Annotated in this window: 23 protein-coding genes; 18 read left to right on the forward strand and 5 right to left on the reverse strand. The window is 69.6% G+C overall.

Translation table 11 applies throughout. The features are described 5' to 3' along the window. The first annotated feature begins 170 nt into the window (after positions 1 to 170). Positions 171 to 1,163 (forward strand): hypothetical protein, encoded by a 993-nt coding sequence (locus PV762_RS08660; RefSeq protein WP_421034622.1) that lies wholly within the window; start codon positions 171 to 173, stop codon positions 1,161 to 1,163. Here the strand turns inward: PV762_RS08660 and PV762_RS08665 are convergent, their stop codons facing one another. Next, complete coding sequence (locus tag PV762_RS08665; RefSeq protein ID WP_421034623.1) at positions 1,164 to 2,267, reverse strand: hypothetical protein; 1,104 nt, start codon at positions 2,265 to 2,267, stop codon at positions 1,164 to 1,166. A 159-nt stretch (positions 2,268 to 2,426) separates the two neighbouring features. Between PV762_RS08665 and PV762_RS08670 the strand changes: the two genes are divergently transcribed. Beyond that, a complete protein-coding gene (locus PV762_RS08670) occupies positions 2,427 to 3,005 on the forward strand; it encodes a phasin family protein (RefSeq protein ID WP_421034624.1) in 579 nt (192 codons plus the stop codon). 152 nt (positions 3,006 to 3,157) lie between these two features. Continuing rightward, positions 3,158 to 3,784: a PEP-CTERM sorting domain-containing protein gene (locus PV762_RS08675; RefSeq protein WP_421034625.1), complete on the forward strand. Its 627-nt coding sequence runs from the start codon at positions 3,158 to 3,160 to the stop codon at positions 3,782 to 3,784. A gap of 160 nt (positions 3,785 to 3,944) precedes the next feature. Here the strand turns inward: PV762_RS08675 and PV762_RS08680 are convergent, their stop codons facing one another. Together PV762_RS08680 and PV762_RS08685 are read right to left on the reverse strand one after the other, a co-directional pair. Next, positions 3,945 to 5,441 carry a carboxypeptidase M32 gene (locus PV762_RS08680; protein WP_421034626.1) on the reverse strand — a complete coding sequence of 499 codons (1,497 nt, stop codon included), beginning with the start codon at positions 5,439 to 5,441 and terminating at the stop codon, positions 3,945 to 3,947. A gap of 90 nt (positions 5,442 to 5,531) precedes the next feature. Then, the gene (locus tag PV762_RS08685; RefSeq protein ID WP_421034627.1) at positions 5,532 to 6,014 is read right to left on the reverse strand and encodes a YqaA family protein; all 483 of its coding nucleotides are present in this window, start codon (positions 6,012 to 6,014) and stop codon (positions 5,532 to 5,534) included. A 21-nt stretch (positions 6,015 to 6,035) separates the two neighbouring features. On the opposite strand from PV762_RS08685, the gene PV762_RS08690 reads away from it, so the two are divergent. The 7 genes from PV762_RS08690 to PV762_RS08720 all read left to right on the forward strand — a co-directional run bounded on the left by PV762_RS08690 (position 6,036) and on the right by PV762_RS08720 (position 13,962). Further along, entirely contained in the window at positions 6,036 to 6,953 is a 918-nt protein-coding gene (locus tag PV762_RS08690; protein WP_421034628.1) for a substrate-binding periplasmic protein, read from the forward strand. Positions 6,954 to 7,026: 73 nt separating this feature from the next. Beyond that, a complete protein-coding gene (gene dusB / locus PV762_RS08695) occupies positions 7,027 to 8,157 on the forward strand; it encodes a tRNA dihydrouridine synthase DusB (protein WP_421034629.1) in 1,131 nt (376 codons plus the stop codon). Continuing rightward, positions 8,154 to 8,387 carry a helix-turn-helix domain-containing protein gene (locus PV762_RS08700; RefSeq protein WP_088406111.1) on the forward strand — a complete coding sequence of 78 codons (234 nt, stop codon included), beginning with the start codon at positions 8,154 to 8,156 and terminating at the stop codon, positions 8,385 to 8,387. Before dusB ends, PV762_RS08700 begins: the two co-directional genes overlap by 4 nt. Before the next feature lie 117 nt (positions 8,388 to 8,504). After that, the gene (gene purH, locus PV762_RS08705) at positions 8,505 to 10,085 is read left to right on the forward strand and encodes a bifunctional phosphoribosylaminoimidazolecarboxamide formyltransferase/IMP cyclohydrolase (protein ID WP_421034630.1); all 1,581 of its coding nucleotides are present in this window, start codon (positions 8,505 to 8,507) and stop codon (positions 10,083 to 10,085) included. Between the two features lie 133 nt (positions 10,086 to 10,218). Beyond that, a complete protein-coding gene (locus PV762_RS08710) occupies positions 10,219 to 10,740 on the forward strand; it encodes a porin family protein (protein WP_421034631.1) in 522 nt (173 codons plus the stop codon). Positions 10,741 to 10,942: 202 nt separating this feature from the next. Continuing rightward, positions 10,943 to 12,352 carry a coniferyl aldehyde dehydrogenase gene (locus tag PV762_RS08715; RefSeq protein WP_421034632.1) on the forward strand — a complete coding sequence of 470 codons (1,410 nt, stop codon included), beginning with the start codon at positions 10,943 to 10,945 and terminating at the stop codon, positions 12,350 to 12,352. Beyond that, the gene (locus PV762_RS08720) at positions 12,349 to 13,962 is read left to right on the forward strand and encodes a GMC family oxidoreductase (RefSeq protein WP_421034633.1); all 1,614 of its coding nucleotides are present in this window, start codon (positions 12,349 to 12,351) and stop codon (positions 13,960 to 13,962) included. The genes PV762_RS08715 and PV762_RS08720 overlap by 4 nt, the downstream gene beginning before the upstream one ends. 74 nt (positions 13,963 to 14,036) lie before the next feature. Here the strand turns inward: PV762_RS08720 and PV762_RS08725 are convergent, their stop codons facing one another. Further along, on the reverse strand, positions 14,037 to 16,688 hold the full coding sequence (locus PV762_RS08725; protein ID WP_421034634.1) for a hypothetical protein: 2,652 nt from the start codon (positions 16,686 to 16,688) through the stop codon (positions 14,037 to 14,039). Positions 16,689 to 16,849: 161 nt separating this feature from the next. On the opposite strand from PV762_RS08725, the gene PV762_RS08730 reads away from it, so the two are divergent. Genes PV762_RS08730 through ruvC form a run of 3 tightly spaced genes read left to right on the forward strand, consistent with a single transcriptional unit; the run spans position 16,850 to position 19,030 of the window. Beyond that, positions 16,850 to 17,479 carry a lysophospholipid acyltransferase family protein gene (locus tag PV762_RS08730; RefSeq protein ID WP_421034635.1) on the forward strand — a complete coding sequence of 210 codons (630 nt, stop codon included), beginning with the start codon at positions 16,850 to 16,852 and terminating at the stop codon, positions 17,477 to 17,479. Continuing rightward, positions 17,476 to 18,462 (forward strand): phosphatidate cytidylyltransferase, encoded by a 987-nt coding sequence (locus tag PV762_RS08735; RefSeq protein WP_421034636.1) that lies wholly within the window; start codon positions 17,476 to 17,478, stop codon positions 18,460 to 18,462. Before PV762_RS08730 ends, PV762_RS08735 begins: the two co-directional genes overlap by 4 nt. A 19-nt stretch (positions 18,463 to 18,481) precedes the next feature. Beyond that, positions 18,482 to 19,030 carry a crossover junction endodeoxyribonuclease RuvC gene (gene ruvC, locus PV762_RS08740; RefSeq protein ID WP_088406119.1) on the forward strand — a complete coding sequence of 183 codons (549 nt, stop codon included), beginning with the start codon at positions 18,482 to 18,484 and terminating at the stop codon, positions 19,028 to 19,030. Between the two features lie 46 nt (positions 19,031 to 19,076). On the opposite strand, the gene PV762_RS08745 is transcribed toward ruvC, so the two are convergent. Then, positions 19,077 to 19,586, reverse strand: a complete 510-nt coding sequence (locus PV762_RS08745; RefSeq protein ID WP_421034637.1) for a cupin domain-containing protein — start codon at positions 19,584 to 19,586, stop codon at positions 19,077 to 19,079. Between the two features lie 187 nt (positions 19,587 to 19,773). Between PV762_RS08745 and PV762_RS08750 the strand changes: the two genes are divergently transcribed. From PV762_RS08750 to PV762_RS08770, 5 genes are all read left to right on the forward strand, one after another. After that, the gene (locus PV762_RS08750) at positions 19,774 to 20,151 is read left to right on the forward strand and encodes a hypothetical protein (RefSeq protein ID WP_421034638.1); all 378 of its coding nucleotides are present in this window, start codon (positions 19,774 to 19,776) and stop codon (positions 20,149 to 20,151) included. Positions 20,152 to 20,180: 29 nt separating this feature from the next. Next, positions 20,181 to 20,714: an RNA polymerase sigma factor gene (locus tag PV762_RS08755; protein WP_421034639.1), complete on the forward strand. Its 534-nt coding sequence runs from the start codon at positions 20,181 to 20,183 to the stop codon at positions 20,712 to 20,714. Positions 20,715 to 20,724: 10 nt separating this feature from the next. Further along, positions 20,725 to 21,666, forward strand: coding sequence for an anti-sigma factor family protein (locus PV762_RS08760; protein WP_421034640.1), 942 nt, complete (start codon positions 20,725 to 20,727; stop codon positions 21,664 to 21,666). A 115-nt stretch (positions 21,667 to 21,781) separates the two neighbouring features. Continuing rightward, positions 21,782 to 23,539, forward strand: a complete 1,758-nt coding sequence (locus PV762_RS08765; protein WP_421034641.1) for an ABC transporter ATP-binding protein — start codon at positions 21,782 to 21,784, stop codon at positions 23,537 to 23,539. Next, positions 23,526 to 25,322: an ABC transporter ATP-binding protein gene (locus PV762_RS08770; RefSeq protein WP_421034642.1), complete on the forward strand. Its 1,797-nt coding sequence runs from the start codon at positions 23,526 to 23,528 to the stop codon at positions 25,320 to 25,322. Before PV762_RS08765 ends, PV762_RS08770 begins: the two co-directional genes overlap by 14 nt. Positions 25,323 to 25,335: the final 13 nt, after the last annotated feature.

Genomic DNA, 25,335 nt, shown 5'->3' on the forward strand with positions numbered 1-25,335 from the left:
GTCTTACCGCCCCGGCCCGCCGGGGCGTTTTCATTCGTGGGGATTCCCGGGAAAACCTCCAGTGCGCGCGCCCTCCGCGCAGGCGATACCTCCGGACTCGGACGCCACACCGCAGTTCCGGCGACAAAGTCAACGGCCGACACCGGCCACGAAGAACAAGAGGGATCGTCATGAACATCCGCAAGGTCCTGGCCGACGTCGTGGGCGCCACGCTGCCGGCCGCCCTGCTGTGCGCCATCGCGCCGGCCGCCGCCGCCGCCACCATCGGCGTCATCCTGCCCGGCAGTTATCCGAGCACGACCCAGGCCGAGGAGCTCCAGCTCGGCATGACGCTCGCGCTCAAGACCTGGCCCGGCGACGCCGCGCCCAAGCTGATCGTCAAGGACAGCGGCTGCGACGCCCGCAAGGCGCTCGCCATCTCGCAGGAATTCATCGCGGCCAAGGTCGACGTCGTGCTGGGCAACTGGTGCGAGATCAATGCCGGCGCGGACGCGCTGCGGGTGGCGGGCATCCCCTTCATCTCCAGCAACGCGGAACGGATGAAGGACCAGGACCTGCAGCTGCAGCTGGGCCGCATCGAACTCAACACCGGCGAGAAGATCGCCGCCGACCTGCGCCGCCAGACCGGCCTGCGCATCAGCGCGCGGACCTCGTGCTGGATGGACTTCGACGCAACCTTGTCGGAGCGCGTCGACGCGGTGCTGTGCCCCGTGCTGACGATCGATCGCGGCCGCTGGGACCAAGTGGCCAACACCTACGGCGCCGCGTTCCGCAAGCCGTTCACGGCCTCGGCCGCGCGCGGCTACGCGGCGATGGAGGTGGCGCTGAACTACCTCCGCCGCGCCAAGGGCATGAAACCCGCCGCGGCGCTGAAGGAAACGTCCTCGATGGCCACCCTGCTCGGCCCCGTTCCCGCGCTGGACGCGCCCGCGCCGACGACGGCGCTGCAGCTGGTGTTCCGCCACGACCTGCCCAAGCTCAATCCGCAGCAGTCGCAGACCCTGGACAAGCTGGTCAAGACCAAGGGCTGCGGCTGCCCCGGCGGCACGCTGCGCAACGGTTGCCCGCGCGATGCGGGCCCGTGGGGCGAGTTGCCCTTCGTCGTTCGCGGCGGTGGCACGCCGGCCGCCTGCGCGAAACCGATCGGGGTGCTGGAGCTCTGATCAGCGCAGCAGCTTCGCCGCGATGCGAAGCGCGATCTCGATCAGCGAGGGCGCCGCGTCCGCGGCCTCCGACCACCCGTCGGCGGACCAGCCGCGCCGACCGCTCCGCTCGCGACGGTCGTTCTCCTCGTCGTAGCGCTTCTCGAGTTCGCCCTTCCAGAACAGGCCGTGCCTGCCGCCGGCCGGGTCGCGCTGCTCGAAGCGGTACGACGCCAGCCGCTCGCGGCGTTCGCGCTCCAGCTGCGCGTCGGCTTCGTCCCCGTCATGCTCGAGGGCGTCGAGCAGCGGTCCCAGGTCGTCCATCGTCGGCGCCGCCACGGTGTGATGGCAGCGTCCGCATCTCGTCTCGCGCGTCGGGTCCATCGGCGCGCCGCATCCGCGGCAGGCCCAGCCGACCGGCCTGCCGCCATTGGGCATCAGCAGCGGCTCCGACGGCGGGCGCCGGCGCAGCGCATTCGCCAGGCGCGGCATGTCCACCATCAGCAGCGGGCTCTGGCACCAGGCGCAATCCTCGCTCCGGCCGTCGGCGGGGCCACCGCAGCTCAGGCACAGGAACTCGCGCTTCTCGGCCTGCAGGGCGTAGCGCTCGCCCGGCAGCAGCGGACGCACCAGACCGCGCTCGGCCAGCATCCCCGCCTCGCTGTGCAGATGGCCGCCGCAATGGCCGCATTCCAGCACCGGGAAGCGTCCGTAACGCGTGAGGTTGCGGACCTCCTTCAAGGTCTTCGCGCACAGCGGGCAGGCGCGGTTCGGCTGATGCGGGCGGTCGTTCCGGCGCAGGCGGTTCAGATCCCGCAGCAGCTGGATCCAGGCCGCCGTCGACAGATGCACCGACTCGCGCGCATCGAACCAGACCAGGCCGCAAGGCTCACAGTGGTCGATGTCCACCGTCGCCGGCGCGTGGTGCCCGGGCAGCGCCACGTGGCGCATCGGCTCCCGGCACTGCGGGCAGTCGATGAACGCGCCCTTGCGCAGCGGCAGGTCGCGGTCCATCGCCAGCGGCGGCAGCGCCGGCGGCTGATCGGGCACGGTATCGGCAAACCCGTTGCCCGGCGCTCGGCCCGGCGACGCGGTCGGGGGGGTCGGAGAGGTCGGCAAGGACATGTCGGACATTCTGGTCCCTGCGGAGATCGCCCCGATGGGGGGTTGCGCGGCGTCCCGAGGTCGGCGTGGCGCACCGCACACGGCCGGTCCGCCGCCTATAGTCCGGTTTTCGGAGAGCGGCGGGCGTCAGGCCCCGTCGCGTGACGACAAGGAACGCCCATGGTCAAGAAGCAACAGAAGACGGCCGCGCCCCAGCCGGCGCAAGGCCGCCGCAAGAACAGCGCACCCGCGTCATCTGCGTCGCCCGCCTCGAAGCGTGTGGTCGACACGCCGTTCGCGGAGCAGGTCCGGACCTCGGCACAGCAGATCTGGTCGGCCGGCCTGGCCGCGTTCGCCAAGGCGCAGGAGCAGGGCGGCGTGGCCGTCGGCAAGGCGGAGGCAAAACCCGGCACCGCCGCGCACCGGATGAGCGACCTGGCCGGCGAGGTCGGCGCGCGCGCCGGTCAGCATTGGGACAAGCTGGAAGCGATCTTCGAGGACCGCGTGGCGCGGGCGCTCGCGCGGCTGGGCATGCCGGCCGCGGACGAAGTCGCGCAGCTGAAGGCGCGTGTCGAGACGCTGTCCGCGGAGGTCGCCCTGCTGCGCGCCGCTCAGCCCGGCAACGCACTGCGGAAGCCGGCCGCGAAGCAACCCGCCGAGAAGACACCGGTCGCGAAGAAGCCTGCGGCGAAGACAGCCAGGCCCTCCAAGAGCGACAAGAGCGGCAAGGGGGTCAAGGGCGGCAAGCGCACGACCTGACCCCACCCCGCCCGCGGGTGGTGTGCACTCCGTCACGAAAGGTATCGCGCTCCCCAGCGCCCAGGGGGATGGCACCCGGGCTCCGGTCTCGAACAATTCGACACAGGCGCGGACCTTCCTGCGCACCCTTGTCGAACTCCCGAGCCCATCCCATGAAGCGCCTGATCACTGCCCTCCTGTTCGCAGCCCCGCTGGCCGCCCTCGCGGCGCCGGTGAACCTGGTCAACAACGGCGGCTTCGAGTCGACCACGGTCGCTTCCGGCAGCTGGACCGTCGTCAACAGCGCGGCGGGCTGGACCGTCGGACCGAACGGCCTGGAGATCCGCAACAACGTCTCGGGCAGCGCCTTCGCCGGCAGCAACTTCGCCGAACTGGACACCAGCGCCAACAGCTGGATCAGCCAGGCCCTGAACACCGTCGCCGGCCAGACCTACTCGCTGAGCTTCGCCTATGCCAACCGCCCGGACAACCTCGGCGCCGCCAGCAACGGCCTGTCCTGGAGCATCGGTAGCCTGACCGGCACCGTCGGCGACAACACCGACTCGTCCTGGGCCACCTTCTCGACGACCTTCGTCGGCACGGGCAGCCCGATGACGCTGCGCTTCGCCGCGGTCGGCCGCAGCGACGGCTACGGCACCTCGCTGGACAACATCAGCGTCAACACCATCGCCGGCAATGCCGCCGCCGTGCCGGAGCCCGAAAGCCTCGCGCTGATGCTGGCCGGCCTGGGCGCGCTGGGCGTGGTCCTGCGCCGCCGCAAAGCGGCCGGCAAGGCCTGACCCCGCTGCAAGCCATTTGCAAGTCAGACGACAGCATCTCGAGTCCTCGACGACTCGTTGGGAGCGCCGTGGGTAGAGACCGCGGACGCGCAAGAAGAAAAGGGCACCCCTCGCGGGGGTGCCCTTTTTCGTTGGCGTCGGATGAGCGCCGCCGCGATGCTCAGCCGAGGTAGCGCGATTCGAGGTGCCGGCGGAAGTGCGCCGGATTGAGCGCCTCGCCGCTGGCGCGCTGCACCAGCTCGGGCGTCTCCCAGCGGCTGCCCTGCGTCCACACGCGCGTCTTCAGCCAGTCGAAGACCGGGGCGAGTTCGCCGCGCGCGATCTCCGCGTCCAGCGCCGGACGCTCGCGGCGCATCGCCGCGAACCATTGCGCCGCGTACATCGCGCCCAGCGTGTAGCACGGGAAGTAGCCGAAGAGACCGCAGCCCCAGTGCACGTCCTGCATGCAGCCGTCCTTGTAGTTGCCGCGCGTGTCCACACCCAGCAGTTCCTGCATCTTTGCGTCCCACAGCGCGGGGATGTCCTCGACCTCGATCCGGCCCTCGATCAGCGGACGTTCGATCTCGTAGCGCAGGATCACGTGCGCCGGGTAGGTCACCTCGTCGGCGTCCACGCGGATGTAGCCTGGCGCCACGCGCGTCATCAGCTTGTGCAGGTTCTCGGCGGCGAAGCCGCGCTGCGTGCCGAGGTGGCGTTCCACCAGCGGCTGCAACAGGCCGGCGAAACCGGGATGCGAGGCCAGCTGCATCTCGAAGGACAGGCTCTGGCTTTCGTGCAGACCCATCGAGCGCGCGCCGGCCACCGGCAGGCCCAGCCATTCGCGCGGCAGGTTCTGCTCATAACGGCCATGGCCGGTCTCGTGGATGGTGCCCGTGAGGCTCTGCAGGAAGCTGTCGTCGCGGTAACGCGTCGTCATCCGCACGTCCTCCGGCACGCCGCCGCAGAACGGATGGGCGCTTTCGTCGAGGCGTCCGGCCTCGAAGTCGAAGCCCAGCAGCTTCATCGCGTCCAGGCCCAGCGCGCGTTGCGACGCGGCGGGGAACGGGCCCTGCGGATGGACCACGCTGTCGGTCGACTGGCGCGCCATCACCTCGCGGATCAGGCCGGGCAGCCATTGGCGCAGATCGCCGAACACGCGGTCGATGTCGGCGGAACGCATGCCGGGCTCGTACTGGTCGAGCAGCGCGTCGTAGCGGCTCAGGCCCGAGTCGTCGGACAGGTACTGCGCCTCTTCGCGCGCGTAGCGCACGACCGGGCGGAGGTTCTCGACGTAACCGGCCCAGTCGTTCGCGGCCCGTTGGCTGCGCCACGCATGTTCGCAGTGGGAGTTGGCCAGCGAACGCGCTTCGACGAGCCGCTGCGGCACCGCGTTGGCCGAGCGCCACACGCGGCGCATCTCGCGCAGCGAGGCGCGCTGGAAGTCGTCGAGCGGCTCCTGCGCGGCGTCGTCGAGCAGCTGACGCAGCGCAGGATCGGTGCCGAGCTGATGGAGCAGTCCGCCCATCTCGGCGAGCGCTTCCGCGCGCGCCTGCGCGCCGCGCGTCGGCATGAAGGCGGATTGGTCCCACGAGGCGATCGACTGCAGGTGGGAAAGCCGGTGGATGCGCTGATGGCGCTGGCACAGGGCGTCGTAGGCCGGGGTGCTGGGGGTGCTCATGGCGGGGTCTCCTGTCGGTGCCCCGGATTGTGCAAGCTGGCAGGCGCTCTTGCGGCCGTCACCCCCGAAGTGGCGAGGGCGTCGGTACGCTCAGTCGAAAATCGCGACGCCGATGCCCGTCATCAGGAGGTAGCGCATGAACTTCCCGACCGCCATGTAGGCCACGCAGGGCCAGAACGGCAGCCGCAGCCATCCCGCGAGGGCGCATAGCGGATCGCCGACGAGGGGCAGCCAGCTCATCAGGCAGGTCTTTGCGCCGAAACGACGCAGCCAGCCGAGCACACGCTGGTCGCGCGGCGTGTGATGCACGGCGGCTTCGTAGGCGCGTTCCGCGCCGTAGCCCATCCACCACGTGATCGCGCCGCCTATCGTGTTGCCCACGGTAGCCACGAGGATCGCGGGCCAGAACAGCTCCGGCTTCGCATGCACCAACAGCAGCACGACGGGTTCCGATCCCATCGGCAGCAGCGTCGCCGAAATCAGCGCGACGACGAACACCGCGCCCAACCCCACCTGGGGCAGAGACAGGGTCTCCAGCATCAGGTGAATCATCTGTTGCAGCCAAGCTTCCATGCGTGGGATTATCTGAAGACCATGTCCTTGCGCCGCCTAGCCGTTTCGTCGTTCGCGTTGATCGGCCTGGCCGTCGCCGGTCCGGTCACCACCGGATCGTCGCCCGGGTCGTCCCTGTTCGGCGGCGCGGCGCTGGCGCAGACCGCGCCGCCCTCCGCCGCCGTACAGGCAAGCGCGGCGCCCGGCACCGCGACGTCCCCGCCCTCGCCCATCGCCGGCTGCCCCATGCTGGTCGCCTCCGGCAACCCGCAGTACCCGCCCTACCTGTGGCGTGATCCGTCCGACGAGCAGAAGCTGGTCGGCGCCAACGCAGACATGATGCAGTGGCTCGCGGTCGAGATCGGCATCCCCATCGAGACCCGCTACGTCGGTCCCTGGGGCCGCGTGCAGGAGGAGATGCGCGCCGGTCGCATCGACCTGATCGCCGGTGCGTTCTTCACCCTGCCGCGCACCGAGTACATGGACTACTTCCATCCCGCGTTCCGCGAGACGCGCAGCGTCATCTGGACGCGGACCGCGGCACCGGTGGCCTACAAGCGCTGGAGCGACCTGGCAACCAAGCAGGGCGTGACGGTGATCAACAACAGCTTCGGCGTGGAGTTCGACAACTACGCGCGCCAGTCCTTGAAGATCAGCCAGGTCGCCAGCATCGAGCAGGCGATCCTGATGCTGCAGCGCGGCCGCGCCGACTACCTGATCTACGAGGACACGCCGGCCGAGGCCTATGCGGCGCGCAACGGCGGTCCGGCGATCCAGCCGCTGATGCCGGCGATCGCGCGCGAGGGCCTGTACCTGACGCTGGCCCACCGTTCCCGCTGCAACACGCCGGAGCTGCGGGGCCGCATCGCCCGCGCCGTCTACAAGCTGTCGCAGGACCGCGTGATGGCCCGTTTCGTCGACCAGGGCTTCGTCCTCTGGCGCAAGCAGCCCTCGCTCTGACGGGGGCCGACGGGGGCACGTCGAGGCGGTATACTTCTGCCTCTTTTTTGTGCAACCGCCTCGCTGTTCCCCGATGTCCACGCCGCCGCCCGGCTCCCTTGTGCTGGGTCCCTACGTCCTGCCGAACCGTCTGTTCGTCGCCCCCATGGCGGGTGTGACCGACCGGCCCTTCCGCGTGCTGTGCAAGAAGCTCGGCGCGGGTTATGCGGTGAGCGAGATGGTGACCTCGCGCAAGGACCTGTGGAACAGCCTGAAGACCTCGCGCCGCGCGAACCATGAGGGCGAGTCGGCGCCGATCTCCGTGCAGATCGCCGGGACCGATGCGTCGATGATGGCCGAGGCGGCCGCCTATAACGTGGATCGCGGCGCGCAGATCATCGACATCAACATGGGCTGCCCGGCCAAGAAGGTCTGCAACAAGTGGGCCGGTTCGGCGCTGATGCAGGACGAGGCGCTGGCGCTGGAGATCGTCGAGGCGGTGGTCGCCGCGTGCGCGCCGCGCGGCGTGCCGGTCACGCTGAAGATGCGCACCGGCTGGTGCCAGGCGGAGAAGAACGCGGTCGCGCTGGCCCGCGCGGCGGAGTCCGCCGGCGTGGCGATGGTCACCGTGCACGGCCGCACGCGCGAGCAGGGCTACAGCGGCCGCGCGGAGTACGACACCATCGCCGCGGTGAAGGCCGCGCTGCGCATCCCCGTGGTCGCCAACGGCGACATCGACACGCCGCACAAGGCCCGCGAGGTGCTGGCCGCGACCGGCGCCGACGCGATCATGATCGGCCGCGCGGCGCAGGGCCGGCCGTGGATCTTCGCGGAGATCGCGCACTTCCTGGCCACCGGCGAGGAACTGCCCGCGCCGCGCATCGCGGACGCCAAGGGCTGGCTGATCGAGCACCTGCACGACCACTACGCGCTGTACGGCGAACTCACCGGCATGCGCAGCGCGCGCAAGCACATCGGCTGGGCCGTGCGGGCGCTGCCCGGCGGCGAGGACTTCCGCCGCCGCATGAACACCCTCGAGACCTGCGACGGCCAGGTCCGCGCGCTGACGGACTGGCTGGACGCGCTGGCGGACGACCATGACCGCCTGCCCTACCTGCCGACAGCCGATGACGCCATCGACGGCGCCCTCGACGACGCAGACACCGACGCAGCCGCCGCCGCGAACGACGAACACCAAGACCAAGAAAGAAGGCTCACGGCATGACGCCCAAACCGATCGACTCCTGCATCCGCGAGAACCTGGAGGTCTACTTCAGAGACCTCGGCGGCGAAGTGCCGCACTCGATGCACGAGATGCTGATCCGCCTCGTCGAGAAGCCGCTGCTGGAAGTCGTGATGCAGCACAGCGACGGCAACCAGAGCAAGGCCGCCGAATGGCTGGGCATCAACAGAAACACGCTGCGCCGCAAGCTCGTCGAACACAAGTTGATCTAGCCCACCGCTACCGGCTCCCGCCGCCCCCTCAAGGGGACGAGCCCAGGAGCCCGGGCAAAGCCGGTTCTCCGCGCCCGCTTGGCCCTTACCCGAATCCCCCGCTTCCAAGGAATGTTCATGGCTCAACTCACCGCCCTGATCTCGGTCTCCGACAAGACCGGCATCGTCGATTTCGCCAAGGCGCTGCACGCGCTGGACGTGCGTCTGCTGTCCACCGGCGGCACCGCCAAGCTGCTGGCCGACGCCGGCCTGCCGGTGACCGAGGTCGCTCAGCACACCGGCTTCCCGGAGATGCTGGACGGCCGCGTCAAGACGCTGCACCCGAAGATCCACGGCGGCCTGCTGGCCCGCCGCGACCTGCCGGAACACGTCGCCGCGATCCAGCAGCACGGCATCGACACGATCGACATCCTGGCGGTCAACCTGTACCCGTTCGAGGCCACCGTCGCCAAGCCCGGCTGCACGCTGGAGGACGCGATCGAGAACATCGACATCGGCGGTCCGGCGATGGTCCGCAGCGCGGCCAAGAACTGGAAGGATGTGACGGTGCTGACCGACGCGTCGCAGTACGCGCAGGTGCTCGAGGAGCTGAAGGCCGACGGCAAGACCAGCGACAGGACGCGCTTCGCCGCGTCGGTGGCCGCCTTCAACCGCATCGCGCAGTACGACGCCGCGATCAGCAACTACCTGAGCGCGCGCCTGGAAGACGGCTCGCTGTCCGAGTACCCCGCGCAGATGAACAGCAGCTTCATCAAGGTGCAGGACCTGCGCTACGGCGAGAACTCGCACCAGACCGCCGCGCTGTACCGCGACCTGTATCCGGCGCCCGGCTCGCTGGTGACCGGCAAGCAGCTGCAAGGCAAGGAGCTGAGCTACAACAACATCGCCGACGCGGACGCCGCGTGGGAATGCGTGAAGAGCTTCGACGCGCCGGCCTGCGTGATCATCAAGCACGCGAACCCCTGCGGCGTGGCCGTCGCGGCGACCGCGGCCGACGCCTACGCCAAGGCCTTCAAGACTGACCCCACCAGCGCCTTCGGCGGCATCATCGCCTTCAACCGCGAGGTGGACCGCGCAGCCGCGGAGCTGGTCTCCAAGCAGTTCGTCGAAGTGCTGATGGCGCCGTCGTTCAGCGCCGAGGCGCGCGAGGTCTTCAAGGGCAAGGTCAACGTGCGCCTGCTCGAGATCGCGCTGCCGCCGGGCGGCGCGCGCCCCTGGGACCAGGGCCGCAACGCGCAGGACGTCAAGCGCGTCGGCTCGGGCCTGCTGGTGCAGACCGCCGACAACCACTTCCTGACCCAGGCCGACCTGAAGGTGGTCACCACGCTGCAGCCGACCGCGCAGCAGCTCGACGACCTGATGTTCGCGTGGACCGTCGCGCAGTACGTGAAGAGCAACGCGATCGTCTTCTGCGGCGGCGGCATGACGCTGGGCGTGGGCGCGGGCCAGATGAGCCGCATCGATTCGGCGCGCATCGCGTCGATCAAGGCGGAGAACGCCGGCCTGACGCTGACCGGCTCGGCCGTGGCGAGCGACGCCTTCTTCCCGTTCCGCGACGGCCTGGACGTGCTGGCCGATGCGGGCGCATCCTGCGTCATCCAGCCGGGTGGCTCGATGCGCGACGAGGAGGTCATCGCGGCAGCCAACGAACGTGGCATCGCGATGGTGTTGACGGGCGTGCGCCATTTCCGTCATTGACGGCGTCGCGCGGCCACAACTCCGGGAAAGAGTTGTGACATCTCCATGGGGGAACCTTCGGGTCTCCCCGGGTCGGGAGTGCTACCTTGCGCGCCGGCACCGTTCTGGTGCCGTTGTTCAAGACCAAGCAAACATGACCAAGATTTCCGCCATTGCCGCCGCTGCCCTCCTGCTGGCCGGCGCCGCTCAAGCCCAAGCCCCGAAGCCAGAGCTGTACGGCGAGCTGGGCTACAGCTTCATCACCATCGACGCCGGTGGTCCCGACCTGGAGCCGGGCCTGCTGCGCGGCATCGTCGGCTGGAACGTCCACCCCTACCTCGCCGTGGAAGGCCTGCTGGCCGGCGGCGTGAAGGACGACAAGACCGCCGGCATCACGACCAAGATCTCGAACGCCTACGGCGTGTACCTGAAGCCCAAGTACGACTTCGGCAACGGCTTCCAGGTCTTCGGCCGCCTGGGCTACTTGCACAACAAGATCAAGTACAGCTTCAACGGCATGTCCGCCTCGGACAGCGACGACGACGTGTCCTACGGCGTCGGCGTGGGCTACGCCTTCAGCAAGCAGTGGTACGGCGCGCTGGACTACACCAGCTACTACGACAAGGACGGCATCAAGGCCTCCGGCGTGACGCTGGGCGTCGGCTACCGCTTCTGACCGGAGCGATCGCCGCGATCCTCTTGCGGCGATCCGCTCGGACACTTCGGCGTCCACAAGACAAAGCCCGGCTCCGGCCGGGCTTTTCCATTTCGGAGCGCCGCCTGCTAGTCGGACCTCTCTAGTCCAGGGTCGCTTCGCTTGGCCCCAGCTCGGAATGCGCATAGCCTCCAGCTTCACAAGAGCAACAGCGGAGACATCGATGGACCAAGCCCTGCACGAGCGCCTGCATCTTGTGTTGGAGCAGCAGCGCGCCGCGTTCGACCGCGAGCGCCTGCCGAGCCACGCACAGCGCAAGGATCGCCTGACGCGGCTGCTGCGCATGACCGCCGACAACGCGGAAGCGCTCGCCGAGGCGATGTCCCGGGATTTCGGCCACCGCTCGCGGCATGAAAGCCTGCTGGCCGATCTCTTCACCGTCCAGTCCGGCGCCCGGCACGCGATGCGGCATCTGAAGCGCTGGATGACCGTCAAGCGCGCCCCGACCGCCCTGCACTTTTTGCCCGCGGGCAACCGGCTGATGCCGCAGCCGCTCGGCGTGGTCGGCATTGTCTCGCCGTGGAACTATCCCTACTACCTTGCCATGGCGCCCGCGCTGGCGGCGCTCGCCGCCGGCAATCGCGTGATGATCAAGCCGTCCGAGCTGACACCGGCCACCTCCGCGTTGATGGCGCGACTTGTCGCCCAGCACTTCTCGCCCGACGAGATGACCGTCGTCACGGGCGATGCCGAGGTCGGCAAGGCCTTCACGCAGTTGCCCTTCGATCACCTGTTCTTCACCGGCTCGACGCCGGTCGGACGACTGGTCGCGCAGGCGGCCGCGCAACACCTGACCCCGGTGACGCTGGAACTCGGCGGAAAGTCGCCGGCCATCGTCGACCGCAGCGCCGACATCGCCCGCACCGCGGAGCGCCTCGCCTTCGGCAAGCTGCTGAACGCCGGCCAGACCTGTGTCGCGCCGGACTACGTGCTGGTGCCGAAGGAACTCGCGACACCGCTGGCGGACGCGATCGTGGCCGCCGTGCGCCGCCTGTATCCCCGCATCGAGGGCAATCCGGACTACACCGCGATCGTCAGCCCGCGCCATCACGCACGTCTGAAGGGGTTGCTGGACGACGCCCGCGCGCGCGGCGCGACCCTGCGTCCCACGCACGACGACGCGCCCACGGACCGCCGCCTCGTTCCGACACTGCTGCTCGAGACCTCGCCCGACATGGCGGTGATGCGCGAGGAGATCTTCGGTCCGCTGCTGCCCATCGTCCCGTACGGCCATCCATCGGAGGCGATCGCGCTTGTCAACGGCGGCGACCGGCCGCTGGCGCTGTACTGGTTCGGCGAGGACAAGGCCGCGCGCGACGACGTGCTCGCGCGCACCCATGCGGGCGGCGTCACGGTCAACGACTGCATCTGGCACCTCGGCCAGGAGGAGCAACCCTTCGGCGGCGTGGGCGCCAGCGGCATGGGGTCCTATCACGGCGTCTGGGGCTTCAACACCTTCAGCAAGCTCAAACCGGTGTTCCTGCAGTCGCGCCTCGCCGGCACCAGGCTGTTCCATCCGCCGTATGGAGCGACGTTCGACCGCATGCTGAGCCTGCTGAAGAAGATCGCATGAGCGCCGGGAGCGCCGGGAGCGCCTCCGACGCCGACTACGTGATCGTCGGCGGCGGTTCCGCGGGCGCCGTGCTCGCGAGCCGTCTCAGCGAGGATCCGGAGTGCCGCGTGCTGCTGCTCGAAGCCGGCGGACGCGGCGACCGCTGGGTCACGACGACGCCGTTCGCCGGCGTGCTGCAGGTCGCCGCAAAGGTCAACAACTGGGGTTTCGAGACCGAGCCGCAAGCCGGCCTGAACGGCCGGCGCGGCTATCAGCCGCGAGGCAGGGCGCTGGGGGGATCCTCGGCGATCAACGCCATGGTCTACACGCGCGGGCACCGGAGCGACTACGACGCCTGGGCGGCCGCGGGCAACGCCGGCTGGGGCTACGAGGACCTGCTGCCCTTCTTCATCAAGGCGGAAGGCAACGAGCGTCTCGGCGCGCCCTGGCACGGACAGGACGGCCCGCTGCGCGTCGGCGACCTGCGCACCGACTCGCCGATCCACGACGCGTGGCGCGCCGCGGCGCGAGCGTCGGGTCATCCGGTCCTCGATGATTTCAACGGCGCGGACATGGAAGGCCTCGGCGTCTACCAGGTCACGCAGCATGGCGGCGAGCGCTGGAGCGTCGCGCGCGGGTATCTGCAACCGCAGCTTGGCCGCCGCGCCAACCTGCGCGTGGAGACGGGTGTGCGGGCCTTGTCGCTCGTGCTGGAGGGCCGACGTGCGGTCGGCGTCGATGTGCAACAAGGCGGCCACCGCCGGACGGTGCGGGCGGCGCGTGAGGTCGTCGTCTGTGCCGGGGCGCTGCAATCGCCGCAACTGCTGATGCTGTCGGGCATCGGAGACGGCGCGCAGCTGCAGGCGCAGGGCATCGCGGTCCGGCACCACCTGCCCGGCGTCGGTCGCAACCTGCATGACCATCCGGACTTCGTCTTCGGCTACGAATCGGATTGCCTCGATCTCGCAGGCATCTCCGCGCGCGGGAGCGCCCGCTTCATCGGCCAGGTCCAGCGCTATCGGCGCGAGCGACGCGGCCTCGTCACCAGCAACTTCGCCGAGTGCGGCGGGTTCCTGTCGACACGCCCGGACCTGCCCGCGCCGAACGTGCAGCTGCACCTGGTCGTCGCGCTCGTCGAGGACCACGCGCGCAAGCTGCGGATGGGCCACGGCCTGTCGTGTCATGTGTGCCTGCTGCGCCCGCGCAGCCGCGGCGCGCTGACGCTCGCCAGCGCCGATCCGCTGGCCGCGCCGCGCATCGATCCGGGGTTTCTTCAGGAGGCCGAAGACGTGAGGGAGCTGATCGAGGGCTACAAGCTCACGCGCGACCTGATGCGCGCGCCGGCGATGAAGGCGTTCTGGAAGAAAGAGCTGTGGAGCGCCGACGTCGATACGGACGCCGACATCGAAGCGCTGCTGCGTCGCCGCGTCGACACGGTCTATCACCCGGTCGGTACCTGCCGCATGGGCCAGGACGCGCAGGCGGTCGTGGATGACCGCCTGCGCGTGCACGGCATCGAGGGGCTGCGGGTCGTGGACGCTTCGATCATGCCCAGCCTCGTCAGCGGCAACACGAATGCGCCGGTGGTGGCAATCGCGGAGAAGGCCGCCACACTGATCCGATCGGAATGAAAACGCCCCGCACGGGCTCAGCGTTGCGGGGCGTCGGGATGCAGACACCGCCGTGGCGCCGGCGTGGCCCGTCCTCAGATCACCGACGAATCGAGCGTGAATTGAAAGGACGTTGTCGGACCCATGTTGCCAGCGAAATCCGACACCCGCACGAGCAGGTTCTTCACCCCGTCCGAGCCGAACACCGAGCCGGGAATTTCGGTGTTGGTTTGCCAGTTCGACCAATGTTGCCCGTTGTCGAGGCTGTACCCAATGTTTACCGCTTCTTGCATGCCTGACAACACCACGGTGCCATCCGACGTGATGCGGTCTGAATGGTTCGAACCCGTGTCGTTCTTCAGCCCTACGTCCAGCGCGGCGGGCGCCTCGGTATCCACATACACAGTGATCGTGCGGGAGGATGTGTTCCCGGCCTTGTCGGAGGCCGTTACCTGCAAGGTATTTGCGCCCTCGTTGAAAAGACCGGCACCCCAGCTCGCCCCCTCATTCGGCCCAAAGCCGTACTGACGGCCGGCCATCGAGACCTGGCCCTTCTCGTTGTCCTGGAACTTCACACGGAAGGAGTCCTGGCTGTTCAGTTGCATGTACGCCCCGTCGACATACTCACCTGCCAGGTCGTTCCGGGTCACGCTGATGGCGGGCGGCGTTGTATCCAAGGTCAGTGTCACCGAACTTGCTTCACCGACATTGCCTGCCGAATCGACCTGCCGCAGCGACACGGTATTGACACCTTCATCCAGGAATCGGCTTGCCAGCTGGGTTCCCCCGCCTGGCCGCCAATGGTCATCGCCGTTGGCTTTGAACTCCCAGCGCCCCTCTGCCTCGATGTTGCCGATCGAGACATAGCCAGTCGCGTTGATGAGACTGTCGGGCGCTGCGGCACCGTTTGACTTCAGCACGCTCAACAGCACAGCGCCAGGAGCGGTCGAGTCCAAGGTGATCGAGATCGAATCCACCTCGCTCACGTGGCCGACGGCATCGGTCTGACGCACGTCGACCGTCTGCGCGCCTTCGTGCAAAGAGCTGGCAGCCAGCGAACTCCCCGTTCCGGTGATCCAGTCACCACCATCGATCCGATATTCCCAGGTCGCGGCATCTTCCAGCCGATGGACCAGCAGGCTGCCTTGCGCATTGATCATCGGCAGACCATTGCTGGTCACCAGGTCGGGGCGATCGGGGGCCAGGCTGTCACGCGTGACGGTGATCGACGTCGCGGCGCTGTCGTGGCCGCTGCTGTCGGTCTGCACCAGCGTCACATCGTTGCGCCCCTCTAACAGGATATTCGCTGACAGCTGCGTTCCGCTGCCGACGTGCCATTCGCTTTCACCGTTGATGCGGTACTTCCAGGTCGCGCCGTCCTCGATGTTGTCGATGGCGATCGAGCCCTGCAGGGACACAAGGTCACCGCGCCCGCCGTCCACGTGCGCCCGCAGCGGATCGGGCGCCTCGAGATCCTGCCGGACCGTCAGCGTCGCCGCGGCCCCCACATTGCCTGCCGCATCGACCTGGACGACCTCGACGTGGTTCTCGCCGCCCGCCAGCGCGCCGGCGGGAATGCGTCCGTCATGGCCCTCGATCCAGTCGCCCTGCCCGTTCACGCGGAACCTCCAGTCCGCGCCCCCCTCGATGCCGGAGACGTTGATGAAATCGTGCGCGTTCAGCAGATCGGTGCCATTGCTGGTCTGGAGCTGAGGCGCCTCGGGCGGCGTCAGATCCAAGGTCAGCGTCAGGCTGTTCAGCGGGCTGTACTCGCCGCTGGCATCGACCTGGTAAGCCTCGATCCTGTTCTGGCCCGCCACGAGCGCCCCCGCGGGCACCTGCCCCGCCGCGCCCTCGATCCATTCGGTCGCGCCATTCACGCGGTAGAAGAAGATCGCGTCGGCCGCCAGACCGGAAACGGCGACGGTCCCGTCGTTGGTCAACCCGTCGGTCGACGAACTCCCGTTGTCGTGCACCAGCGCCAGCCCTGGCGCCGGCACGTCGTCGTGGACGCGCACCGCCAGCGTGGCGACGTCACCGCGGCGCCCCTCGCCATCGAGCTGCGCGACCATCACGGCATGGACGCCTCGACCCAGCGTGCCGGCGTCGAGGCTGCCGCCCTGGCCGGCGTGCCAGGTGTCGTCGCCGTCCAGGCGATAGACCCAGGAGGAGCCCGGCGCCGCGAGCGCGACATCGACGTGCCCCGTGCCGTCGATGGTGTCCTTGCCCGAGCTGGTGATCAGACGCGGTGCGGTGGGAAGCACCGGCGGCGGAGGTGCCGGCGGCGGATTCGGCGCGCCGGGTGGGGAAGGTGCCGGCGCCGCAGCCGTCGCGTGGCTGTCGCTCCCGTGACCGACCGCCCCCGCGGCGCCTGCCAGCAGGATGCCGGAGCCGGCGATCATCCACGGCCAGACGGCGGAATGGTCGCAGTCCTCTTCCGTGCCGTCGCTGCGGATCTGACGGCAGGACGGCTCGTCTTGGGGGCCGGTCGCTTCCGCACCGGCCGCCTGCTGCGCTGCGGCGCCGTCGGACGACGACTCGGAAGCGTCGGAGAACGTCTGCCCGTCCGCGGCCTTGCCGGTCGATGCGTCGGCCTCGTGTGCATCCACGGAAGGCGCGTCGCCGTCGGCCTCGACCGCTTCGTCCTGCGGCGGCACGCGCTTCCCGGCGGGCTTCGACGCTTCGACGATGCGCACTGGCTTTTCCGACTGCCGCACAGTGGTCTGATCTGATGTCTGGGTATGCATTGAGGTCGTTCCTGGTGAGAAAAATGAGCTGCGGGCAGTGTCATCGGGACCACTTTCCGAACGCCATTCCTCATCGTCGCCAAGGTGGTCGACATCTCTGACTCGTTTGAGCCTTCCAGTCATCAAATGAGTAGACGGCCGTCCTCCCGGATAATCCCGCCATGGTCCTTGCCGAAATCACCGGCCTGTTCCTGTCCTGGCTGGCGCGCCTGATCACCGGCGCGCAGGGACATTGGAAAGGCTGTCCCCCGACGTCCGAACAACGCATCTACTTCGCCAACCATCAGAGCCACTTCGACTGGGTGCTGATCTGGGCCTCGCTGCCTGGCGAACTGCGTGCGCGCACCCGCCCCATCGCGGCGCGCGACTACTGGACGAGTTCCCCGCTCAAGACCTGGCTCACCAGCGCGGTCTTCAATGCGGTCTACGTGAGCCGCACGCGCGCCACGCCCGACGAGGATCCGCTCGAGCCGCTGGTCGACACGCTGCAGGGCGGCGATTCGCTGGTCATCTTCCCGGAGGGCACGCGCTCCCACAAGGGCGCGCCGCAGGCCTTCAAGGCCGGCCTCTACCACCTGTCCGAACAGTTCCCCGACGTGCAGCTCATCCCCACCTGGATCGACAACGTCCAGCGCGTCATGCCCAAGGGCGAGGTCGTGCCGGTGCCCATCCTGTGCACGGTCACCTTCGGGGCGCCGATCCGGATCGAACCCGGCGAGGACAAGCGCGCCTTCCTCGAACGCGCGCGCGCCGCGGTGATGGCGCTGCGTCCGGGAGGGTGGAAGGAATGAGATGGCTCAAATCCCTGAACAGCGGCGAGCAGGTGGCCTTCCTGTTCGTCGTGCTGTTCGGCGCGCTGCTGCTGGTGAGCATCGTCTCGGTGCTGTGGTCGCTGCGCGACCGTCCCGACGACGAGCAGGAAGCCTGGCAGGCGCGCTGGGCGCGCTTCCGGCACGAGCTCAACATGGTCTGGGTCGGCGCCTGCCTGTTCTGGGCCGCCTGGGTGTCGGGACCGGTGGGCGCGACGCTGCTGTTCGCGGTGTTCTCCTTCCTCGCGTTCCGCGAGTTCATCACGCTGCTGCACACCCGCCGGGCCGACCATCGCGGACTGATCATGGCCTTCTTCGTGATCCTGCCGCTGCAGTACGTGCTGGTGGGGACGCGCCACTTCGACCTGTTCTCGGTGCTGATCCCGGTCTACGGTTTCCTGGCGATCCCGGTGGCCAGCGCGCTGGCGGACGACCCGCATCGCTTCCTCGAACGCAACTCGAAGATCCAGTGGGGCATCATGGTCTGCGTCTACGGCCTGTCGCACGCGCCGGCGCTGCTGCTGCTGGAGTTCCCGAAGTACGAGGGTCGAGGCGCTTTCCTGCTGTTCTTCCTGGTGGCCGTGGTGGCCTGCGGCCAGATCGCGCAGGCGGTGGCGACCAGCCGCTTCCGGGCCAAGCCGGTGGCGCGACGGATCAGCCGCTCGTTCACGATGAAGGCCTGGTGGATAGGCGCGTTCGCGGCGGCCCTGGCGGGCGCGCTGCTGTACTGGATCACGCCGTTCAAGGCGGGCCAGGCGGCGATCGCCGCCTTCATCGCGGCGGGTTGCGGCAGCTTCGGCGTGTTCGTGATGCAGGCGCTCAAACGCGACGCGGGCATCAACGCCTGGGGCAATCGCAGCGCGATCACCGGCGCGGTCGGCCTGCTGGACCGCATCGCGGTGATGTGCTTCGCGGCGCCGGTGTTCTTCCATTCGGTGCGGTGGTATTTCCGCGCCGGTACCTGACGCGGCGGGAGGCGACGGCATGCGCATCCTCGGCATCGACCCCGGCCTGCAGACCACCGGCTTCGGCGTCATCGACGCGGACGGACCGCGGCTGTCGTACGTGGCCAGCGGCACGATCAAGACCAACGCGCTGCCGACCGGCGACCTGCCGGGACGGCTGAAGATCCTCTTCGACGGCATCCGCGAGGTGGTGTCGCGCTACCAGCCGACCTGCGCGGCGGTGGAGATCATCTTCGTCAACGTGAACCCGCAGTCGACGCTGCTGCTGGGACAGGCGCGCGGCGCGGCGCTGACGGCGCTGGTGTCGTGCGACCTGCACGTGTCGGAGTACACGGCGGTGCAGATGAAGAAGGCCATCACCGGGCACGGCGGCGCCGCGAAGGCGCAGGTGCAGGCGATGGTGGCGCGGCTGCTGAAGCTGCCCGGGGAACCGGGCAAGGACGCGGCCGACGCGCTGGGCATCGCGATCATGGACGCGCATGCGCGCGTGTCCTTCGAGGCGATGGGCAAGCAGACGACGCTGCAGCGGCGCCAGCACGCGCAGTTCAAGGGCTCGCGGACGTACTGAGCGCACGGGCGCATGTCGCGCGATACGCGCGCTTCGGCGGGTCTCTTCAAGGCTCATCCTGCCAGTAGTCGAGATCGCCCTCGCCCACCTTGCGGATGGCCTCGAAGGGGCGGGTCGCCTTGTCGGGGCCGTGCTCGGCCATGAACTTGTTCGAGTCCGGATAGACGCAGACTTCCGGCTGTTCCATCGTGCTGACGGACAGGTACTTCAGCGGCGCGTCCGAGGTGTTGATGATGTGGTGCGGGTACTCGGGCCCGGCGGGGATGAAGATCACGTCGCCGGCCTTGATCGGCAGACGCTCGCCGGCGACGCGCAGCGTGCCGGTGCCTTCGAGGACGATGAACATCTCCTCCTGCGCGTAGTGCAGGTGGTAGGGGCAGGTCGTCTTGCCGGGCTCGACGATGTCGTAGGACGCGCCGAGCTTGCGCGCGGCGGTCCCGCGCGCCAGGCGCGCGAAGCGCGACTCGTACAGCGGCTCGCGTTTGAACGAGGTCAGCTCGGCCTCGTGGAAGTTGCGGATCAGCTCGGCGGCGAGCGCCTGGGTGCGGTCGGTCATGCTGGGGTCTCCTGGCATCGCAGTCAGAACCCGCAGGCTAGTGCCCGGATCGTCATCGAGCAAATCGCGCTGTTGTCCCCGCTGCTGCGCGCCCCTGTCGCCCCTGCTGTTGCAACGGAATGTCTCACGATTGGAATAAGCTGCCCCTCTGCCGTGTTTCTTCAGCACCCATCCACCAGGAGACCCCATGAAGATCACCCTGAAGCTCACCACCGCCGCCTTCCTGATGGCGGCTGCCGGCCTGGCCGCCGCGCAGACGGCCCCCGCGACCGCCAAGGACGGCGCGCTGGTCGGCCCGAACGACATGACACTCTACACCTTCGACAAGGACACCGCCGGCAACGGCAAGAGCGTGTGCAACGGCGGCTGCGCCACCAACTGGCCGCCGCTGATGGCCCGCCCTGAGGACAAGGTCTCCGGCGACTGGTCCATCATCACCCGCGACGACGGCTCCAAGCAGTGGGCCTACAAGGGCAAGCCGCTGTACTTCTGGGCCAAGGACGCCAAGCCTGGCGACAAGACGGGCGACGGCATCAACCAGGTCTGGCATACGGCCAAACCTTAAAGGCTGAGCGCCCGCAGGCCGACCCACCCATGCCCCTGGTCCTCGACGAAGCGCTGCCGCTGCTTCCCCGCCTGCGCCGCCATGCGCGGCTGCTGTGCGGCGACCATGCCCGGGCGGACGACCTGTTGCAGGACACGCTGGAACGCGCCGCCCGCAAGGGCGCGCTGTTCCACGCCGAGGCCGGACCGATGCGCCAGGACGCCCTGCGCAACTGGCTGCTGACGCTGATGCACCGCCTCTACCTGAACCAGCGGCGCGACGCCCGCGAGGCGCTGCACGACTCGCTGGACGAGGACGACACGCCGCAGCCCGCGATCGAGGAGCCGCAGCAGCGCGTCGCCCTGCGGCTGGATCTCGAACGGGCGCTGGCGGCGCTGCCGGCCGCGTCGCGCGAGATCCTGCTGCTGGTCTGCGTCGAGGAACTGAGTTACCAGGACGCCGCCCGCGTGCTGGATGTGCCCGTGGGCACGGTGATGTCGCGGCTGTCCCGCGCCCGCGAACGGCTGCGGCTGTCCATGGACGGCGCCGCGCCGGGCCGCCCGCCGCTGCGGGTGGTGAAATGAGCGCCGCACCATGACGCACGACGAGATCGACATCGACGACCCCACCCTCCACGCCTACGTGGACGGACAACTGCCACCCGAGCGCGCCGCGCAGGTGGCGGACTGGCTGCTGCGCCACCCGCGCGCCGCGCAGCAGGTGCTCGGCTGGCGCGAACAGCGCGACTCGCTGAAGGCGCTGCATCGCGACTGGCTCGATGAGCCCGTGCCCCCGTCCCTCACCGCCGCGCTGCGTCCCCCCGCCGCGAAGGCCCCGCGCTGGCCGCGCGCCTGGGCGGCGGCGCTGCTGCTGGCGGTCGGCCTGGGTGCCGGCGTCGCCGGCGGCTGGGGCGGCCACGCGTGGTGGACCGGCAAGAAGGAAGCCGCCGAGATGGCGGCCGCCGCGGCGGCCTCCCGCGCCGCCGGCCGCGATCCGTCCATCCCCGAATACGTGCGCGACGCCGCCATCGCGCACGCCGTCTACCAGCCCGAGAAGCGACATCCGGTCGAGGTCGGCGCCGACCAGGCCGATCACCTGATCCAGTGGCTGAGCAAGCGGCTCGGCCAGCCGCTGTATGCGCCGACCCTGCGCGACTACGGCTGGAAGCTGGTCGGCGGCCGGCTGCTGCCCGCGGGCGACGATCCATCGACCGGCGCCTCGGCCGGCGCATCGGCCAGGACATCCGTCGGCGCGGCGCTGGCCCGCGCGCAGTTCATGTACGAGAACGAGGCCGGCGAGCGCTTCACGCTCTACGTGAGCACCGGCGCGAGTTCGCCCGAAGCGCCGGTGGCCTTTCGCCTGATGCAGCGCGTCGAAGGGGGCCAGACCACCCGCAGCCTGTTCTGGATCGACGGCAAGCTGGCCTATGCACTCAGCGGCAACTTCGACGAGCGACGGCTGCGCGTGCTCGCCGACCTGGTCCACGCCCGCATCGGCATGATCGCGCGGGCCTCGTCCGCGCCCGTGGCACCTTAGCGCCTTGGCGCCTTGGTGCCTTGGCGCTGCGGCGCGGCCCCGCGGCCCCGCGGCCCGCCCGGACCATGGCCCTGACCTTCCGACGGTCAGGAACCGCCGGGCACAATGCGCCGCCATGTCGTCGTCCCTCTCACGTCTGATCCTCGGCCATATCCGAGGCCATTGGCGGCCGTACGCCGCCAGCGCGCTGATGCTCAGCACCATCGCGGTCCTCACGGTCTGGATCCCGCGTCAGGTCGGTCACGTCGTCGACGCGCTGGTGTCACACCGCCTCGCCGGCTGGGACCTGGTCGGTCAGCTCGGCCTGCTCGTGCTGGCCGGCCTCGCGATCTACCTGCTGCGCGTGGGCTGGCGCCTGGCGTTGTTCCGCACCGCCTACGAACTCGGTCGTCAGCTGCGCATGCGCTTGTACGCGCAATTGACGAATCAAGGCCCCGCGTTCTTCCACGCCCAGCGCACCGGCGACCTGATGGCGCTGGCGACCAACGACGTCGACGCCATCGAGATGGCCGCTGGCGAAGCGCTGCTTGCCGCCTTCGACGGGTCGCTGACGCTGGTCCTCGTGCTGGGGATGATGACCATCAGCGTCGACTGGCGGCTGGGCCTGGCCGCGCTGGTGCCCTTCCCGCTGATGGCCTACGCGTTCTGGCGCATCTCGTCGCGCATCCATGTGGCATCCGCCGACTCGCTGAAGCGCTTCTCGACGCTCAACCAGCAGGTGCAGGACAGCCTCGCCGGCGTGCGCACCGTGCGGGCGCTGGGCCTGGTGCGCCGCAGCCGGGAGCAGTTCGGCGAACTGGCGCGCGAAGCCGGCGACGCCTCCTTCCAGGCGCAGCGATGGGAAGCGATGTTCGAACCGGCCGTGGGCCTGTCGCTCGGCGCGGCGACGGTGATCGCGCTGGGCGTCGGCGCGTGGCTGGTCGGCACCAACGTCATCAGCATCGGCCAGTTGACCGCGTTCACGATGTACCTCGGCCAGCTGATCTGGCCGATGTTCGCGGCGGGCTGGGTGCTGTCGCTGCTGGAACGCGGACGCGCCGCGTGGTCGCGTCTGCGGCCCGTGCTCGACGCGCCGGCCAGCCTGGTCGACACCGGCACGCGCGAGCTGCCGGCGAACGCCGACATCGCCTGGGACCGCGTGTCCTTCCGCTATCCCGGCATGGCGCAGCCGACGCTCGAGGACATCGCCCTGTCGCTGCCGCCGGGACGCACGCTGGGCATCGTCGGTGCGACCGGTTCCGGCAAGTCGACGCTGCTGCGGCTGCTGCTTCGCCAGTACGAGCCCGACGCGGGCGCCGTGCGGCTGGGCGGCGTCCCCGCGCCGGAGATCCGCCTGGCCGCGTTGCGCCGGGCACTCGCCTGGGTGCCCCAGGAGCCCTTCCTGTTCTCGGCCTCCGTGGCGGACAACATCGCCCTCGCCCGTCCGGATGCGACGCGCGAGCAGATCCGCGCGGTGGCGGAACTCGCGGCCGTGCACGACGACATCACACGGCTGCCGCAGGCCTACGACACGCTGGTCGGCGAGCGCGGCGTCACGCTGTCCGGCGGCCAGCGCCAGCGCATCGCGATCGCGCGGGCGCTGCTGGCCGAAGCGCCGGTGCTGCTGCTGGACGACGCGCTGTCGGCCGTGGACAGCGGCACGGAGACGCAGATCCTCGGCCACTGGCGCGAACTGCGCCAGCGGCACCCCGAGCGCAGCCTCGCCGTGGTCAGCCACCGCCTGTCGGCCGTGATGGAGGCCGACGAGATCGTCGTGCTGAAGCAGGGCCGCATCGTCGAGCGCGGTCGTCACGATGAACTTCTCGCGCTGGGCGGCTGGTACGCCGGCCAGTGGCGCTACCAGCAACTGGAGGCCAGCCTTGACGCCGCCTGAGACCGCGTCCGGCAAGGACGGCAAGAAACCGACGAACCCGCAGAGCGATCACTCGCCGCGCGAAGCGCTGGCGCTGCTGGCGCAGGCCGCCGCGCCGGAGCGCCGCGGGCTGATGAAGGGTCTGGGCTGGCTGGTCGTCGCCGCGGCGCTGGAAGCGATCGGTCCGATCCTGGGCAAGCACTTCATCGATGCGCACGTGCTGCCGCGCAACTTCGACCTGGGCTCGATGGCGCTGCTGCTGGGCGCGATGCTGCTCGCGGGCTGGACCGCCAGCCTGCTGCGCTACGCGCAACTGCGCCGCATGGCCTCGGTGGCGCGGCGTTCCGTGCTGCGCCTGCGCGAGCAGGTCTACGCGCACGTGCTCGCGCAGCCGATGGCCTTCTTCGACCGCAGCATCACCGGTCAGCTGCTGAGCCGAATCACCAACGACACCGACGCGGTCAACAACCTGTACCGGCAGGTGCTGTTCGTGATGCTGGATTCGACCATCGTCGTGGCCGGCGCGCTGGTCGCGATGGCGTGGCTGGACTGGCGGCTGATGCTGATCGTGCTGGCGCTGGTGCCGGCGAGTTCCGGGATCATCTGGCTCTACCAGCGCGCGAGCAGCGGTCCCGTGCAGCGCGCCCGCGCGCTGCGCGCCGACCTCAACGCGCAGATGGCCGAGAGCATGGCCGGCATGGCGATGCTGCAGTCGGCGGGCGCGGCGCAGCGCTTCGCCGCGCGCTACGAGACCGCCAACCGCGCGCAGCTGGAAGCGCGCGTGCAGGAGCTGCGCGCCAACGCCTGGCTGCTGCGTCCGGCGCTGGACCTGCTCAACGTGCTGCTGATCGTGACGGTGATCTACGGCTTCGGGCTGCGCGAGCTGTCGGGCCTGGAGGTCGGCCTGCTGTACGCCTTCCTCGCCTACATCGCGCGCGTCGTCGAGCCGCTGATCCAGATCACGATGCAGTTCAGCCAACTGCAGCAGGCGCTGGTGGCCGCGTCGCGCGTGCGCGCGCTGCTGCGCGAGCCCTGCGAGCCGAGGTCCTACCGGCCGGACCTCGTGGTCGGCGCGGGCGCGATCCGCTTCGAGCACCTGCAGTTCGCCTACAAGCCAGAGCAGCCGGTGCTGCGCGACCTGGACCTCGACATCCCGGCCGGCAGTTTCGTCGGCATCGCGGGGCACACGGGCTCGGGCAAGTCGACGCTGCTGGCGCTGCTGCTGCGGTTCTACCGGCCGCAGCAGGGACGCATCCTCATCGACGGCCAGCCGCTCGACCAGTTGCCCGACGAGACCTTCCACGCCGCGCTCGGCCTGGTGCCGCAGGAGCCCTACCTGGTGGCCGGCAGCGTGCGCGAGAACATCCGCATGGGTCGCGCGATCTCCGACGAGAAGATCGAGGCGGCGGCCCGCGCCTCGCGCGCGCATGACTTCCTCAGCGCGCTGCCGCAGGGCTACGACAGCCGGCTGGGCGACGGCGGGCTGGCGGTGTCGACGGGGCAGAAGCAGCTGATCGCGCTGGCCCGCGCGCTGGCCGGCGATCCGCGCATCCTGCTGCTGGACGAGGCGACGGCCAACATCGACAGCGCGACCGAGGCGCAGGTGGGCGAGGCCCTGCGCGCGCTGCGCGGCAAGGTCACGGTGATCGCGATCGCGCACCGGCTCTCGACCATCCGCGAGGCCGACCAGATCGTGGTGCTGAACCACGGCCACCTGGACGAACGCGGCACGCACGACGAGCTGATGGCGGTCGACGGCGGGATCTACCAGCGGCTGGTGCAGCTGCAGGCGTTGGAGGAGTAGATCTCCCGCCGCG

Origin of the sequence: Mitsuaria sp. CC2, from assembly GCF_048957715.1 — a bacterium.
GTDB lineage: Bacteria > Pseudomonadota > Gammaproteobacteria > Burkholderiales > Burkholderiaceae_C > Roseateles.

Excerpts from the sequence above, each read along its gene's own strand:
- PV762_RS08660 (WP_421034622.1), top strand. The coding sequence starts at position 171 with ATGAACATCCGCAAGGTCCTGGCCGACGTCGTGGGCGCCACGCTGCCG.
- PV762_RS08665 (WP_421034623.1), bottom strand. The coding sequence starts at position 2,267 with ATGTCCTTGCCGACCTCTCCGACCCCCCCGACCGCGTCGCCGGGCCGA.
- PV762_RS08670 (WP_421034624.1), top strand. The coding sequence starts at position 2,427 with ATGGTCAAGAAGCAACAGAAGACGGCCGCGCCCCAGCCGGCGCAAGGC.
- PV762_RS08675 (WP_421034625.1), top strand. The coding sequence starts at position 3,158 with ATGAAGCGCCTGATCACTGCCCTCCTGTTCGCAGCCCCGCTGGCCGCC.
- PV762_RS08680 (WP_421034626.1), bottom strand. The coding sequence starts at position 5,441 with ATGAGCACCCCCAGCACCCCGGCCTACGACGCCCTGTGCCAGCGCCAT.
- PV762_RS08685 (WP_421034627.1), bottom strand. The coding sequence starts at position 6,014 with ATGGAAGCTTGGCTGCAACAGATGATTCACCTGATGCTGGAGACCCTG.
- PV762_RS08690 (WP_421034628.1), top strand. The coding sequence starts at position 6,036 with ATGTCCTTGCGCCGCCTAGCCGTTTCGTCGTTCGCGTTGATCGGCCTG.
- dusB (WP_421034629.1), top strand. The coding sequence starts at position 7,027 with ATGTCCACGCCGCCGCCCGGCTCCCTTGTGCTGGGTCCCTACGTCCTG.
- PV762_RS08700 (WP_088406111.1), top strand. The coding sequence starts at position 8,154 with ATGACGCCCAAACCGATCGACTCCTGCATCCGCGAGAACCTGGAGGTC.
- purH (WP_421034630.1), top strand. The coding sequence starts at position 8,505 with ATGGCTCAACTCACCGCCCTGATCTCGGTCTCCGACAAGACCGGCATC.
- PV762_RS08710 (WP_421034631.1), top strand. The coding sequence starts at position 10,219 with ATGACCAAGATTTCCGCCATTGCCGCCGCTGCCCTCCTGCTGGCCGGC.
- PV762_RS08715 (WP_421034632.1), top strand. The coding sequence starts at position 10,943 with ATGGACCAAGCCCTGCACGAGCGCCTGCATCTTGTGTTGGAGCAGCAG.
- PV762_RS08720 (WP_421034633.1), top strand. The coding sequence starts at position 12,349 with ATGAGCGCCGGGAGCGCCGGGAGCGCCTCCGACGCCGACTACGTGATC.
- PV762_RS08725 (WP_421034634.1), bottom strand. The coding sequence starts at position 16,688 with ATGCATACCCAGACATCAGATCAGACCACTGTGCGGCAGTCGGAAAAG.
- PV762_RS08730 (WP_421034635.1), top strand. The coding sequence starts at position 16,850 with ATGGTCCTTGCCGAAATCACCGGCCTGTTCCTGTCCTGGCTGGCGCGC.
- PV762_RS08735 (WP_421034636.1), top strand. The coding sequence starts at position 17,476 with ATGAGATGGCTCAAATCCCTGAACAGCGGCGAGCAGGTGGCCTTCCTG.
- ruvC (WP_088406119.1), top strand. The coding sequence starts at position 18,482 with ATGCGCATCCTCGGCATCGACCCCGGCCTGCAGACCACCGGCTTCGGC.
- PV762_RS08745 (WP_421034637.1), bottom strand. The coding sequence starts at position 19,586 with ATGACCGACCGCACCCAGGCGCTCGCCGCCGAGCTGATCCGCAACTTC.
- PV762_RS08750 (WP_421034638.1), top strand. The coding sequence starts at position 19,774 with ATGAAGATCACCCTGAAGCTCACCACCGCCGCCTTCCTGATGGCGGCT.
- PV762_RS08755 (WP_421034639.1), top strand. The coding sequence starts at position 20,181 with ATGCCCCTGGTCCTCGACGAAGCGCTGCCGCTGCTTCCCCGCCTGCGC.
- PV762_RS08760 (WP_421034640.1), top strand. The coding sequence starts at position 20,725 with ATGACGCACGACGAGATCGACATCGACGACCCCACCCTCCACGCCTAC.
- PV762_RS08765 (WP_421034641.1), top strand. The coding sequence starts at position 21,782 with ATGTCGTCGTCCCTCTCACGTCTGATCCTCGGCCATATCCGAGGCCAT.